This is a genomic window from Thalassobacter sp., from assembly GCF_982993085.1.
Map to the genome: position 1 here is coordinate 1 of NZ_CEZFMW010000054.1, position 13,586 is coordinate 13,586.

At 60.6% G+C, this 13,586-nt stretch carries 18 protein-coding genes and 1 tRNA gene; 7 read left to right on the forward strand and 12 right to left on the reverse strand.

Annotation, left to right across the window (positions count from 1 at the left end; all coding sequences use genetic code 11):
* A partial coding sequence (locus AC4GMC_RS09990; RefSeq protein ID WP_487884398.1) for an ATP-binding cassette domain-containing protein occupies positions 1 to 218 on the reverse strand: 218 nt, incomplete at its 3' end.
* A 117-nt stretch (positions 219 to 335) separates the two neighbouring features.
* On the opposite strand from AC4GMC_RS09990, the gene AC4GMC_RS09995 reads away from it, so the two are divergent.
* The 3 genes from AC4GMC_RS09995 (at position 336) to AC4GMC_RS10005 (ending at position 2,213) form a co-directional block, all read left to right on the forward strand.
* Positions 336 to 412: transfer RNA gene (locus AC4GMC_RS09995), tRNA-Arg, on the forward strand.
* A 166-nt stretch (positions 413 to 578) separates the two neighbouring features.
* Positions 579 to 1,595: a LacI family DNA-binding transcriptional regulator gene (locus AC4GMC_RS10000; RefSeq protein WP_487880440.1), complete on the forward strand. Its 1,017-nt coding sequence runs from the start codon at positions 579 to 581 to the stop codon at positions 1,593 to 1,595.
* 69 nt (positions 1,596 to 1,664) lie between these two features.
* On the forward strand, positions 1,665 to 2,213 hold the full coding sequence (locus AC4GMC_RS10005; protein WP_487878828.1) for a L,D-transpeptidase: 549 nt from the start codon (positions 1,665 to 1,667) through the stop codon (positions 2,211 to 2,213).
* Between the two features lie 7 nt (positions 2,214 to 2,220).
* Here the strand turns inward: AC4GMC_RS10005 and rnhA are convergent, their stop codons facing one another.
* From rnhA to def (AC4GMC_RS10055), 10 genes are all read right to left on the reverse strand, one after another.
* Positions 2,221 to 2,682: a ribonuclease HI gene (rnhA, locus tag AC4GMC_RS10010; RefSeq protein WP_487878827.1), complete on the reverse strand. Its 462-nt coding sequence runs from the start codon at positions 2,680 to 2,682 to the stop codon at positions 2,221 to 2,223.
* Positions 2,675 to 3,265, reverse strand: a complete 591-nt coding sequence (locus tag AC4GMC_RS10015; protein ID WP_487879215.1) for a class I SAM-dependent DNA methyltransferase — start codon at positions 3,263 to 3,265, stop codon at positions 2,675 to 2,677. Before AC4GMC_RS10015 ends, rnhA begins: the two co-directional genes overlap by 8 nt.
* Positions 3,262 to 3,714 (reverse strand): DUF3429 domain-containing protein, encoded by a 453-nt coding sequence (locus AC4GMC_RS10020; RefSeq protein ID WP_487877831.1) that lies wholly within the window; start codon positions 3,712 to 3,714, stop codon positions 3,262 to 3,264. Before AC4GMC_RS10020 ends, AC4GMC_RS10015 begins: the two co-directional genes overlap by 4 nt.
* On the reverse strand, positions 3,711 to 4,325 hold the full coding sequence (locus AC4GMC_RS10025) for a LysE family translocator (RefSeq protein WP_487877832.1): 615 nt from the start codon (positions 4,323 to 4,325) through the stop codon (positions 3,711 to 3,713). Before AC4GMC_RS10025 ends, AC4GMC_RS10020 begins: the two co-directional genes overlap by 4 nt.
* 169 nt (positions 4,326 to 4,494) lie before the next feature.
* Positions 4,495 to 5,445 (reverse strand): 4-hydroxy-3-methylbut-2-enyl diphosphate reductase, encoded by a 951-nt coding sequence (gene ispH, locus AC4GMC_RS10030; protein ID WP_487877833.1) that lies wholly within the window; start codon positions 5,443 to 5,445, stop codon positions 4,495 to 4,497.
* Positions 5,446 to 5,569: 124 nt separating this feature from the next.
* On the reverse strand, positions 5,570 to 6,283 hold the full coding sequence (locus AC4GMC_RS10035; protein ID WP_487877834.1) for an SP85-like N-terminal domain-containing protein: 714 nt from the start codon (positions 6,281 to 6,283) through the stop codon (positions 5,570 to 5,572).
* Positions 6,284 to 6,475: 192 nt separating this feature from the next.
* Positions 6,476 to 6,712, reverse strand: coding sequence for a hypothetical protein (locus tag AC4GMC_RS10040; protein ID WP_487877835.1), 237 nt, complete (start codon positions 6,710 to 6,712; stop codon positions 6,476 to 6,478).
* Between the two features lie 4 nt (positions 6,713 to 6,716).
* Positions 6,717 to 7,634 carry a methionyl-tRNA formyltransferase gene (fmt, locus tag AC4GMC_RS10045; protein WP_487877836.1) on the reverse strand — a complete coding sequence of 306 codons (918 nt, stop codon included), beginning with the start codon at positions 7,632 to 7,634 and terminating at the stop codon, positions 6,717 to 6,719.
* Positions 7,631 to 8,116, reverse strand: a complete 486-nt coding sequence (gene def, locus AC4GMC_RS10050) for a peptide deformylase (protein WP_487877837.1) — start codon at positions 8,114 to 8,116, stop codon at positions 7,631 to 7,633. The genes fmt and def (AC4GMC_RS10050) overlap by 4 nt, the downstream gene beginning before the upstream one ends.
* 60 nt (positions 8,117 to 8,176) lie before the next feature.
* Entirely contained in the window at positions 8,177 to 8,704 is a 528-nt protein-coding gene (gene def / locus AC4GMC_RS10055; RefSeq protein ID WP_487877838.1) for a peptide deformylase, read from the reverse strand.
* A gap of 141 nt (positions 8,705 to 8,845) precedes the next feature.
* On the opposite strand from def (AC4GMC_RS10055), the gene AC4GMC_RS10060 reads away from it, so the two are divergent.
* Positions 8,846 to 10,039: a MalY/PatB family protein gene (locus AC4GMC_RS10060; RefSeq protein WP_487879217.1), complete on the forward strand. Its 1,194-nt coding sequence runs from the start codon at positions 8,846 to 8,848 to the stop codon at positions 10,037 to 10,039.
* A gap of 2 nt (positions 10,040 to 10,041) precedes the next feature.
* On the opposite strand, the gene AC4GMC_RS10065 is transcribed toward AC4GMC_RS10060, so the two are convergent.
* Positions 10,042 to 10,941 (reverse strand): zinc-ribbon domain-containing protein, encoded by a 900-nt coding sequence (locus AC4GMC_RS10065; protein ID WP_487878472.1) that lies wholly within the window; start codon positions 10,939 to 10,941, stop codon positions 10,042 to 10,044.
* Between the two features lie 199 nt (positions 10,942 to 11,140).
* Between AC4GMC_RS10065 and AC4GMC_RS10070 the strand changes: the two genes are divergently transcribed.
* Genes AC4GMC_RS10070 through AC4GMC_RS10080 form a run of 3 tightly spaced genes read left to right on the forward strand, consistent with a single transcriptional unit; the run spans position 11,141 to position 13,463 of the window.
* Positions 11,141 to 11,818 (forward strand): cell division ATP-binding protein FtsE, encoded by a 678-nt coding sequence (locus AC4GMC_RS10070; RefSeq protein ID WP_487878473.1) that lies wholly within the window; start codon positions 11,141 to 11,143, stop codon positions 11,816 to 11,818.
* Entirely contained in the window at positions 11,815 to 12,708 is an 894-nt protein-coding gene (locus tag AC4GMC_RS10075) for a cell division protein FtsX (RefSeq protein WP_487878474.1), read from the forward strand. The genes AC4GMC_RS10070 and AC4GMC_RS10075 overlap by 4 nt, the downstream gene beginning before the upstream one ends.
* Before the next feature lie 8 nt (positions 12,709 to 12,716).
* On the forward strand, positions 12,717 to 13,463 hold the full coding sequence (locus tag AC4GMC_RS10080; protein WP_487878475.1) for a lysophospholipid acyltransferase family protein: 747 nt from the start codon (positions 12,717 to 12,719) through the stop codon (positions 13,461 to 13,463).
* Positions 13,464 to 13,586: the final 123 nt, after the last annotated feature.

Consider the following 13,586-nt stretch of genomic DNA (forward strand, 5'->3'; position numbering starts at 1 on the left):
ACTTTGGCGCCCTCGGCGGACCACGCCTCACCGGTGAAATCCTTGTCCATCCCGGCCATAATTTTCATCAGGGTGGATTTACCTGCGCCGTTCACGCCGACAACGCCAATCTTCACGCCGGGCAAAAAGCTCAGGCGGATATTCTCAAAGCACTTCTTGCCACCAGGATAGGTCTTGGACACGCCGTCCATGTGGTAGACATATTGATAAGCCGCCATTGGGGTCCTCCAAACGTTTGAAAGGGATGTAGCTGGGGCGCGCCCAGAGGGCAACAGTCGCCGCATGCGCCTTTGCCATTGCATGCGCCCCCCGGTCCGGGGCAAAAGATGCACAGCGGTCCCTTAGCTCAACTGGATAGAGCAGCTGACTTCTAATCAGCAGGTTTGGGGTTCGAGTCCTCAAGGGATCGCCACATTACACAACACACGCGGCGCCTTGCGGTCGTTTATCGGCGGCAGACCGCGCGCCATAAGCGGTGCGCCGCGCAGGATTATTCCCTTGGGCGTAGCTCTTGCAACGCAACAGCTGCCGGGCGACGACATCCCGAGACAGGGGTGTTTTCCAACGAGGGACGGACGATGGATACAACCAAACGCCCCACGCTCAAGACCATTGCCGGGATCACGGGACTGGCTGTGCCAACCGTCTCTAGGGCACTCAAAGGGGCGCGGGATATCAGTCAGGCGACCAAGGATCGGGTGCGCCAAGTGGCCGACGAAATCGGTTATGTGCCCAATCATGCGGGCATTCGCCTGCGCACGGGGCGCAGCCAAGTCGTCACGATGCTGATGTCCACGGAACCTGAGTTGATGACCCAAACCGCGTTATTTGTGCGGGCGGCCGCCGCGGGCTTGAAGGCTTCAAACTATGCCCTGTCCATTGCGCCCAGCCTGCCCGGCGGCGACCCGTTGGAACAGCTGAAATACGTCGTGTCCACGCAGATGGCAGACGCGTTGATCCTTGATCGTGTGACCCTTGATGACCCGCGCGTGCGGCACCTGTTGGACATTGGCCACCCCTTCGTGACGCATGGGCGCAGCCGCTGGGCCACGAACCACGCCTTTTTCGACGTAGATCACGCCCAATTGGGGGCCGAGGCCGTTGCCCTGCTGGTGTCGAAAGGCCGTCAATCAATCCGCTTGGTGGCCCCTCACGGTGACCACTTTGCAGCGGGCAACCTGCTTGAGGGCGCGCGCCTTGCCGCTGACACCCATAGCGTCGAGCTAGAGGTCATCTCTGGCTTTGATGCAGATAGCCCCGGCGGGCACATACGCGCCTTTTCCCAAGAGATCGCGGTGGGCGGCGGCGTAGGGGACGGTTGGATATTTTCGTCTGCGGCGTCCTGTCTGGCTGCACTCAGCGGGTTCGCCGCCGCAGGCATCAAGCCGGGGTCCGATTTCGACGTGGTCGTCCACGATGCGCTGCCCTTTATGGGTTGGGCGCAACCGATGGTGCACATGGTTCCCAGCCGGGCCGAGGCGGCGGGCGCATTCTTGGCCCGCGCGGCGATCGCTCGGATCACGGACCCAACTGCTGCCCCGTTGCAACACATCGACCGTTTGCCCAAACTTGATGACCGTTTCACACAAACGTGAGCCACCCATTCCGATCCAGATGGCTAAAATCACACCCATGTGTGGTGGGGTGCGTGATCGGAGAGACAGATGGACCGCAGAACATTTTTGATGTCAACCGCAGGACTTGGTGGAGCACTCGCCACCGGGTCGGCGGCTGCGTATGAACCCGCCGCAAATCTGCGGCCGACGCTGGTGCAGGTGCGCGCGGATTTCACCCCCGGCAGCATCGTTGTCGTGCCCAAGGCACACTACCTCTACTGGATCCAAGAGGGCGGTACCGCCATGCGCTACGGCGTGGGGGTTGGGCGCGCGGGGCTCGAATTTCAGGGCGACGCCGTGATCGCGCGCAAAGCGAAATGGCCCAACTGGCGCCCCACAGATGAGATGATTGCCCGCGAGCCCCAAACCTATGCGCGCTTTGCCGAGGGCGTGCCGGGCGGGCCCGAAAACCCACTCGGGTCCCGCGCGCTTTATCTATATCAGGGCGGGGTCGACACGTATTACCGCATACATGGCACGACGCAGCCGCGTTCCATCGGGCGGTCGGTTTCCAACGGCTGCATTCGGATGATCAACGCACATGTTGAGGACCTGTATGACCGGGTGCCGGTGGGCACCCGTGTTACGGTCCTCTAGCCGGGGGCTACTTACCCTTGCCCTTGAACGGGGCCATGCCTGCCCGTGCCAGCTCATCTGCGCGCTCGTTTTCGGGGTGGCCCGCGTGGCCTTTGACCCATTCCCACGTTACGTCATGACGGGCCTGGGCGGTGTCCAAACGCTGCCACAGGTCTACGTTTTTGACGGGCTTTTTGGTCGATGTCTTCCAGCCGTTCTTTTTCCAGCCAAACAGCCACGCGGTGATCCCGCCCTTTACATAGGCGCTGTCGGTCACCACCGTGATCACGCTTGGACGTTCTAGGGCCTCTAGGGCGTTGATCGCGGCCAAAAGCTCCATGCGGTTGTTTGTGGTATCGGCCTCACCGCCCTGCAACGACCGCTCTTTGACGACCTCAGTACCATCTTTTGCCTGCAACAACGCACCCCAACCACCCGGCCCGGGGTTTCCGCTGCACGCGCCATCGGTATAGGCATAAAGCTTATTCATGGATGGCCACCATCATCGCAACGGGGTCAATTGTTCCGGCAAAGCCGCGTTCTCGTCCGGTTTCTTGCCAGATCACTTTCATGCCCACGTCTCCCAAGGCTTTGTGCAGTTCCTCAACCGTGTGAAAGCCATAAAGCCGACCCATCGCGTCGCGGAAATCCTCTGTGCCCAGCTTCATGCTTATATACAAGCGGCCATCGGGGCGCAGGGCGCGGACAGCGCGGGCCAGCACATCGGGAAATTCCGCGCGGGACGCATGAAGCAGCGAAAAGGACGCCCAAATCCCGTCATAGGCGGCATAATCCTCCAGTTCCGAAAAACAGCCCAAACGTGCACTGATGCCCCGCTCGGTTGCGGCGGTGACAAAAGCAACAGATGCATCCAGCCCCGAAACCTCAAATCCTTGGCTGAGAAACGCGGCCCCATGCATCCCCGGCCCACAGCCCAAATCAAGGATGTGCGCCCCATGCGGCAGACCCTCAACAAAGGCCGCCATTGAGCGGATTTCACTGTCAGGCAGCTCAAGCGCGGTATATTCCGCCGCGCGCGCGTTGTAGCAGGCGATGGTTTCAGGGTCGCTCATTGAAACACCCCAACGCTTAGGCAGATCACGACAATTGCGGTCAAAAGAACGCGCAGGTGCATCCACCACGGGGGCGCTAATTCTTGTTTCCAGAACAACCAATCAATCCCCAGCAGCCCGATGAACCCCGCCATCAAGGCCATGCCGGCACTGACAGGGCCGCCGCCTGTCATGAAAAAGGCCCACAGCGCAGGCAGCACCGAGAGGGCGTAACCCGTTGTGGCCACGGGACCGGTGGTTTTGGTGGCAAAGCCCCACAACACGCCGGACATGAACGACAAAATGACTGAGCCATAGAACAACTGCACATACGGCCCCACAAATCGTGGCCCCAAGGCGTGCGCGCCCCACAGTTGCAGATCGGTATTCAACGTGGTCATCGCCCCCCACACAAAAGGGATCAGCCCGGCAAGGCCGAGCAGCAGGGCACTTCGGGGTATCTGGGTCATGCGCGCTCCGTCGCGAGGCGGGCGGCGAGCAGGGCAAACACCCCCGCAAACCCGCGGTTCAGCCAGCGCATCACCCGCGCGCTTGACAGCAGCCACACCCGTGCCGCCGCTGCGAACACGCCATATGCGACAAAAACCGCGAATGTCATCGCCATGAAAATCGTGCCCAGGCCCACCATTTCCGCCGTGGCGGTTGCGGGGTTCCCGCTTAGGAAGGGGGGCAAAAGCGCAAGGAAAAATATGGATAGTTTCGGGTTGAGGATGTTGATCAACGCGCCACGCTGGGCGATCCGAAATCCTGGCTCAGCGGTGCGCGTAGCCGATACTGCCAGCGCGCCGTCACTGCGCAGCGCGCCCCACGCAAGCCACAGCAAATACGCAACGCCTGCGAATTTGACGATGTTGAACAACACGGCCGAAGTGTGCAGCACCGCTGCCACGCCCAGCGTCGCCGCCAACAGGTGCGGCACGATCCCAACGGTGCACCCCAACGCGGCCCAAATCGCCGCGCGCCGCCCCTGACCCAAGCCAAGAGCCAGAGTGTAAATCACCCCAGTTCCGGGGGCGACAACAACCACCAAAGCGGTGACAAGGAATTGGACTGAGATCATGGCGTCCTCGTATTAACCCTAGTTTATGGCCATTGCCCGGTTGCGAAAAGCCTCTTTTGGAACCGATTTAGGGCCGCGTTGTCCCCGTGCTGAGAAAACCTGCGACCGCATAAATCGCGCCTAGCAGCCGGATACATGAGGGCACGCGCCCAAGGGTGCGGGACCGTGGCTAGGCCGGTTCGCGTAGCACGCGTGGGACTTTGAACTCGACGTTCTCAACGGCGGTTTCAACCATTTCAACAGTCACGTCATAGCGGTCCTTAAAGGCGTCCACGACCTCATTGATCAAAACCTCAGGCGCGGATGCACCCGCCGTGATCCCCATAGAGGTGATCCCTTCCAACGCGCGCCAATCAATGTCGGTCGCGCGCTGCACCAGCTGCGCGTATTTACAGCCAGCGCGGGCGCCAACCTCGACCAAGCGCTTGGAGTTGCTTGAGTTCGGCGCGCCGACCACCAGCATCGCATCCGCCAAAGGCGCCATCGCCTTTACCGCTTCTTGGCGGTTGGTGGTCGCGTAACAGATGTCTTCCTTGTGGGGGCCAACGATGGCTGGGAACCGCGCGTTCAGGGCGGCGACGACCTCGGCGGTGTCATCCACACTCAGCGTTGTTTGCGTGATATACGCCAGCTTTTCGGGATCGCGCACGTCCAGCCCGGCAACGTCGTCGGGCGTTTCGACTAACAGAACCTCACCATCGGGCAATTGCCCCATCGTGCCGACCGTTTCGGGGTGACCGGCGTGGCCAATCATCACCATCTGAAGCCCGGCATCCGCGTGGCGCGCGGCCTCAATATGAACCTTGCTGACCAGCGGGCAGGTGGCATCCACATAAACCATTTCGCGGGCCTGTGCCGCGGCAGGCACGGATTTTGGCACCCCATGGGCTGAAAAAATCACCGGACGGTCGTCGGGGCATTGGTCCAATTCCTCAACAAAAACGGCGCCCTTCGCCTTTAGGTCATCGACCACGTATTTGTTGTGCACGATCTCATGACGGACATAGACCGGCGCGCCCCATTTCGCCAAAGCCATCTCAACAATCTTGATCGCGCGGTCGACACCGGCGCAAAATCCGCGCGGCGCGGCCATATAAAGCGTAAGAGGGGGCTTGGTCATGTGGGGTCTCCTTCTTCCAAAGGGGTAAACCGCCCCTCGCGCGGGGTCAAACACTAGCCGCCAACTGCGCCAACGAAAAAGACCCGCCACTAAGGGCGGGTCCTTCGCAAGCATGAGGTATGATTTAGGCGCTCTGGCGACGCCGCGCCATATAGCCAAGTCCGCCCAGCCCCAACAGAACCAAGGGCAGGCTCGCGGGCAGCGGTACGGCGGCCAGCGTGATGTTGATGTCGCCACCATAGCTGGGCTGACAATTGCCGGTACAGGCCAGATCGGTAAAGTTGATCCATGTCGATAGACCAAACAGGTCCCAATTCTTGTCGTTGGCTCCCACCCCGACCTGAACCGCCTTGGTCATATCCATTTCCGTCAGCTTAAAGCTCGCCAAACTGCCCGCGCCCAAATAGGTTAGCGTGCTGTCGATGGCTGTGCTGATGGAATAAAACGTCCACGCACTGGTATCGATGCTTTGACCTGCGGGAACGGACGGCAGCTTGATGCTTGCGGGGGTGCCGGTGGCTTCCATGAACAGGCTTAGCGCGTATTCATCGCCGCCTGCGTTTTTGACATTGCCCGTCAGCGTCGCGGTCCCGTCGTTAAACTGTGTGAACACGCCGTTGCCGGGCATCGCGTTCTCAAACAGGAAATGGTTGTTTTTCGGCCCGCTAGAGCCCGCTGGATTGTGCCCACCTGCAAAATACACCGAATGTTCGGGCGTCCCCTGCGCGCCAACGCCATGGCTAAAAGCCTTGTATTGCTGCGTAATTGTGGCCGCATGGGCGGCGCCTGCAATGCACGTCGCGGCCAACATGGCCGCCGCAAACCGGATTGCTTTCATGACTGTCCCCTGAATAAATAGATACTTAAATTCTCTTTAGTATAGATTTAATATCTATCGTATTATTAACACATTTGCAATCCATCCTAAAAATTCGATCTAAATCGATTAAAATTCTTAAAAATGGCTGGTTTAGGGGCGAATTGCCAATCGGCCGGATGTCAAAGAGAGATCAATGTCCCCCGCGCATCCTCACTTTCGCCACCGTGTCGGCACAATCGCAAGCGCCCCAATTGAGCTGGCGATGGCATTAAACCCAGGCTGGCGAAAACCGACGCCGAACATGATCTGCACAAAGTAAAAGCACAGCGCCCCGCCCACACAAATAATGATCGAAGGGATGATACCGTTGGCCGTAAAACCCGTCCGCTCACTCGCGTAGCCGATGATGCCCGCAATGATGATGGTGCCGATCATAGTGGGAAACATCAGACTAATCCCCCAGTCGCGCGCCGGGTGTTAGGCCTGCGCCGTTAACCCAAGATGCCGCATCCATTCGGCCCTTGCCCGCAGGCTGGACCTCTAGCAATTCAATCGCCCCGGTGCCGCAGGCCACGGTTGGCCCTTGCAGCAGTGTGCCGGGTTCGGCCGTACCTGCATCATCCAAATCTACCGCGCGTGCCCGCAACAGCTTAAGCCGCGTTTCACCCCGCATCACGAAGGCACCGGGAAACGGCGACAACCCATTGATATGGCGTGCAACCTCCGTCGCGAGCCGGTCCCAGTTCACTGCGGCCTCAGCTTTGTCGATCTTATGTGCATAGGTCACGCCGGCGTCGGGCTGCGCCTGCGGTTCCAGCTGTGGCAGTCGCGCCAAGGCCTCGATGATCAGCCGCGCGCCCATCGCGCTAAGCCGGTCGTGCAGCGCGCCGGTGGTCTCGGTGTCACCAATGTCTAGCGCCTCGCGCAGCAGAACCGGCCCGGTGTCCAGACCGGCCTCCATCTGCATGATACAAACGCCGGTCTGCGCATCGCCTGCCATGATGCTGCGATGGATCGGCGCCGCCCCCCGCCACCGCGGCAAAAGCGAGGCATGGATGTTCAAGCATCCGCGTGCAGGGGCATCCAAAACGGCTTGTGGCAGGATCAAACCATAGGCCACCACGACCGCAACATCCGCGTTCAACGCCGCGAATGCCGCCTGTTCCTCGCTTGATTTCAACGACGTAGGGTGGCGGACCTCAATGCCCAATGCTTCTGCCCGCGCCTGTACTGGCGATGGTCGCAGCTTTTTGCCACGGCCCGCAGGGCGCGGCGGCTGGGAATAGGCACATACGACTTCATGCTTCGACGCCAAAGCCTCAAGCACCGGAACCGAAAACTCCGGCGTGCCCATAAACACGACCCTCATTTGCGGGCCTTCTTGATCAGCATGTCACGCTTTAATTTGGACAGATGGTCGAAGTACATCTTGCCGTTCAAGTGGTCGATTTGGTGCTGCACGCTGGTCGCCCAAAGCCCGACAAAGTCTTGCTCCTTGCGTGCACCCGTTTCGTCCAAAAAGGCGACGGTCACGGCGCGGGGCCGCGTGATCCAAGCAAACGCACCGGGCAAGTTGGGTGAGGCTTCTTGGTGATCGTTGGTCTTGATGCTGGCGTGCAGAACCTCGGGGTTGGCCATGCGGATTGGCGCAGTTTGATCGCCCGCATCCACCACCGCCAGCCGCAACGAAATGCCCAGTTGCGGTGCCGCAAGGCCCACGCCGGGCATCGCATACATCGCCTCAAGCATTTCGTCCCAAATCGCGCGCGTCTCGTCGGTTACGGCCTCAACAGGGGCTGCAGGCGTGCGCAAAACCTTCGCAGGCCAAGGGACAAAAGGGCGATGCACCATGGGGTAGTCTCCAAATAGTCCAGTACGATCAGCCGCCCCTTGGGGTCGCAATTCACGCGCCTAAGGCCGCGCCATTTCCCGCTTCAGCTTTTGCATCTTGCGGGTGATCATCTGACGCTTAAGCGGCTTGAGATAGTCGATAAACAGCTTGCCGTCCAAATGGTCGATCTCATGCTGAACGCAGGTCGCCCAGAGCCCGGTAAACACCTCGCTCTTGGCGGAGCCATCCACGTCCATCCAAGCGACTTCCACCTCGGCAGGGCGCGTCACATCCGCATATTGATCCGGGATCGAAAGACAGCCTTCTTCATAAACGCTGGTTTCATCGGACGCGGCAATCACACGTGGGTTCAGCATCGCCAAAGGCCGGGGCGCCTCGCCCTCTTCCTTTACACAATCCATCACGATCAGCCGCTGGCCAATCCCGATCTGCGGCGCGGCCAATCCAATGCCCGGCGCATGATACATCGTCTCTAGCATGTCCTCGGCCAACGCGCGCAGGTCATCGCCAGAATCCTCAACAGCCTCAGCAATCGCCTTCAATCGCGGGTCCGGATGGATAAGAATAGTCCGTTTTGTCATACCCATCACGTAATCCAGACGCCCGCAAATCGCAATGCGCCGGTCCCTCCTTTGTTCCCAAAATACTCCCGCCGGAGGCGTCCCAGCGCCGCACCCCTTGCGTCCGCCCCGCATTTCTCTAGCTTCCCCGCCAAAGGAGACCAGCCCATGACCGCCCATTCCGATCTCGATCCAAGGTTCGACCCCATCATCAATCGCGTGGGCACCAGCTGTTCCAAATGGGATGCGATGGAAGGCCTCTATGGCGTCTCACCGCAGGACGGGCTGGCGATGTGGGTTGCCGATATGGATTTCAAACCGCCCGCATGCGTTGCTGATGCGCTGGCCGCGATGCACGACCACGGCGTCTACGGCTACTACGGCGATCAAACCGCCTACAAAGAGGCGATCTGCTGGTGGATGCAAACCCGCCATAACTGGCACGTTGATCCGGCCTCGATCTTTACGACCCACGGCCTCGTGAACGGCACGGGCCTATGCGTTGATGCCTTCACCAAACCCGGCGATGGCGTTGTTTTGATGACCCCGGTTTACCACGCCTTCGCTCGCGTGATTGAGGCCGCAGGCCGCCGCGTTGTCGAATGCGAACTGGCCAACACCGACGGGTACTATTCCCTCGATATCGCCGCATGGGACGCCCAACTCGACGGGTCCGAAACGATGCTCGTCTTCTGTTCGCCCCACAATCCCAATGGTCGCGTCTGGTCCCGGGCTGAGCTGCAAGAGGTCGCTGATTTCGCCAAGCGTCACGACCTGATCCTCGTGTCCGACGAAATCCACCACGACCTGATCTACCCCGGTTTCACTCACACGCCGATGTCCGCGCTGGATGGGATTTCGGATCGGTTGGTGATGATGACCGCCAGCACCAAGACCTTTAACATCGCGGGGGCCCACATCGGCAATGTCATCATCGCGGATGAAGGGCTGCGCGCACGGTTCGCAAAGCGGATGGGGGCGTTGGGCCTGTCGCCAAATTCCTTCGGGATCGTGATGGCGCAAGCGGCTTACAGTCCCGCAGGGGCGGCTTGGGTGGACGATCTGATGGTCTATCTTGATGGCAATCGCCAGATTTTCGATGCCGGGATCAACGCGATCCCGGGCCTTAAATCCTCCCGGCTGGAGGCGACTTACCTGTCATGGGTCGATTTTGCGGACACGGGCATGGACCGCGATGAATTCACCCGCCGCGTGCAACAAGACGCAAAAATCGCGGCCAACCATGGGCCCACGTTCGGCAAGGGTGGCGATAGCTTCTTGCGGTTCAACATCGCCACGTCCCGCGCGGTGATCGAAGATGCAGTAGAGCGGATGCAAAAGGCCTTTTCCGACCTTCAGTAGCCTCAGCGCGCGTTAAGGGTGTTCACCAGCGTCGTAAGCTGCGTGAACACCTCGTTAAGCTGCACCCGCAAATCATTAACCCACGCGACATACATCGTTAGGGCTGGGGCCGCGTCTGGTACCGCTTGGGCCAATGACCCGGCGGTCACATAGGCAATAGCCGCAATCACGACAGCGGCCATAACAAAGCCAAAGCCCAAACGCCGTCCGGCGCGCTCAGGTGGTGCGGGCCGCCGCGTTTCGACGACGGCTGCAATGTCTTGCTCACGGGCGACGTCATCGGGGCTAAGGGTAGAGTTAATCTCTTCGATGTCCGGCAATAAATCGCGCCGCTGGGCGGTCGTGTCAGCTTCCGCTTCGGCGGGCTTGCCCGGGGCAATTGTGGGTGACTGCGGGGCCGGGGCCAAATCCTGTGCCAAATCATCTGCCAGCTCAGGTGTCGCTTCTGGGGCCAACTCAACCTCGGCCGTCTTATTTTTGGCGGTGGCGTCCTCAGGCTCGGGGCGGGTCAGTTCGGCGATCTGCGCACGCGCTTGACGGCCCCGCTCGGCGGTATCGGCGGGCATGTCCAGCGGCATTTCTTCTTGGGTCTCAAGCGCCTCTGCGGCGCGCATCCGTGCTTCGCGGGCGGCCTCTTGGCGAATGATCTCAAGCGCACCGGCAGATGTGCCCTGACGACGTGGTTGCGGCGGCTCGGTCGGGGCGGGAATGGGCGTGGGCACGTCCTCGGGCGCTGTAGCCGACGGCATCCGCGCGGCCGCAGGGGCCTGATCCGCGTCATGTTTTCCGGGCTGAAACCACGTGGTCACGCAGTTCGAACATTGCACGTCTCTGCCGTCCGCCGGGATCATGGCAGCGTCTACTTCGTACTGCGCCCCACAATTCGGGCAGATCAAACGCATGTGCCGCTGCTCTCCAGGCGAAATGTCCTTGAACCTTATGTCTATCAACGCCTTGCCGCTTTTCCAAGCACCTTGTCCACAGGTCCGTTCATCACCCATTATTCAAGAACGGGGCCAAACGCAGTCCTGCGCAGGACAGGTGCATTGCACCGCTCGCGACCCTAGGGCAGAAAGACCCCAACACGGGCGGGAGCATATCGTGATTGAGTTGCACAAGGCGGGCTATTCCTACGGTCAGGACGCGATCTTGCGGGACGTGTCGTTGCAGCTTGCGCCGGGGTCTTTCCACTTTTTGACGGGGCCAAGCGGGGCAGGAAAATCAACCCTGCTCAAGCTGTGCTACGGCGATCTTTTGGCCAATACGGGCACGGTCAAACTGCTGGGCCAAGACGCCCGAGATCTAAGCCGCGATGCGCTTGCCAAAGTCCGTCAGCGCATTGGCGTGGTGCACCAAGATTGCCAGTTTTTGGATCATCTCAGCATCACCCAAAACGTGGCGTTGCCGCTTTCGGTCTCTGGCCGCGATGTTGAGGCTGAGGCCGAGAACCTTGCGCAACTCTTGGCGTGGGTCGGGCTCAGCCCGCGCGCCCATGCCCTGCCACCCGAACTTTCGGGGGGCGAACGGCAGCGCGCAGCCTTGGCGCGCGCAATCATCATGGGGCCGGATGTGATCTTGGCGGATGAGCCGACAGGCAACGTCGATTGGGAGATGTCTCAGCGCCTGCTGTCGCTTTTGCTAGAGCTAAACAAGATGGGCAAAACGGTCCTGATCGCGACCCACGATCTGGGTCTGATCCGTGCGGCCAAGGCGCAGGTTTCGGCCCGTGTGTTACGGCTTACGGATGGGTCGGTTCAACTGGCGGGGGCGGACCTTTGAAATACATCTGGGCCTTTTTGTCCGGCGCACCTGATGCGGACCGCGTTGTGCCGCCCACGGGATTTACCGTTTGGTTGACGGTATTTAGCGCAGCTGCAATGGCGTTTTTGGCGGTGTTCGCCTTGGCCTTGTCGCTTGCGACGGAACGGATGAGCGTGCGCTGGGGCCAAGAGTTGGCGCGTACTTCAACGGTGCGCATTTCCGCCCCCGCCGCGCAGGAGACGCTGCAAACCGCCGCCGCCCTGAACGTGTTGCAAACAACACCCGGTGTCGCAAGTGCCCGCGCCCTCAGCGATGCCGAGCAAGAGGCGCTTTTGGCCCCGTGGTTCGGTGCGGATCTGCCGCTTGATGCTCTGCCGATTCCGCGCCTGATTGAGGTGGTTGAGGCTGGCGCCGGCTACGATGCCGAAGGCTTGCGCGCGCGCCTGGCGGCAGAGGCACCGGGCGCGATCTTGGATGACCATACCCGCTGGCGCCGCCCCCTGATCGAGGCGGCCAACCGGTTGCGCACAATCGGCTGGGTTTCACTGCTTTTGATCATGTCGAGCATGGCTGCGATGATCACGCTTGCGGCCCAATCGGCGCTGTCGGCGAATTCGGGTGTGATCCGCACGCTGCGCTTGGTCGGCGCGCGCGACAGCTATATCGCGCGGGCTTTTGTGCATCGGTTCACGATGCGCGCGGCATTGGGTGCGGGCCTCGGGACCGTGTTGGCCATGGGGGCTGTCGCGGCATTGCCAAAGGCGGACATGGCGGGCGGATTTCTGACCGGGCTTGGATTTTCGGGTGCAAGCTGGCTGTTGCCGCTGTTGATTCCGCCGCTTGCAGGGGCTGTGGGCTTTGCCGCCACCCGTGCCGCCGCCTTGCGCGCCCTGCGCAAAATGCCATAAGGGACGCCATGCAATTCCTTCGCTCTCTCTTGTTCAATATCCAAATGTATCTGGCGATGCCGGTCATTGGGATCCTGTTTCTGCCTTGGGCGTTGGTGTCACGCCGAGGGGCGCACGCGGGCTGTCACGCCTATGCGGGCTACGTGATTTGGTCGGCGCGCTGGATGGTTGGTCTGCGGTGCGAGGTGCGCGGCACCCCACCCACCCAAGGCCCCGTTATCGTGGCCGCCAAGCACCAAAGCTTTCTCGATATTCTTATGATCTATCACGCCATTCCGCGCGGTATTTTCATCATGAAAGATATCCTGAAATACGCCCCTGTGATTGGCCAATATGGTCTTCGGCTGGGGTGTATTCCGGTGAAACGCGGGCAGCGTGGCGTTGCGATCAAGAAGATGCTGGATGACGTGGCCAGCGGCCGTCAGCGGGGCGGTCAATTGATCATATACCCCCAAGGGACGCGGGTCGCGCCAGGTGTATCCAAGCCGTACAAAATCGGCACAGCCGCGATTTATGACCAGATGGCCCAGCCGGTGTATCCGGTTGCTGCGAACGTCGGTGTGTTCTGGCCCAAGCGGGGCGTCACCCGCAAACCCGGTGTTGCAGTGATCGATTTTCTGCCGCCGATTGAGCCGGGGTTGAGCAAACAAGATTTCATAAAACGCCTTGAGCATGATATCGAAACCGCATCTGACGCTCTTTTGGATGAGGCGAGATTTCAGCGTGACACAGGTCAATTCGATCGCAGCGCTTGAGGCGCTGTATAGCCAACCGCCGGGGGCCGCATCCTTGGCCAAGGTCGCGCGGCGGCTGACACCTCTGTATCGCAAATGGATCATGGCATCGCGCTTTTGCGTGCTGACGACCGTTGGCGCGGA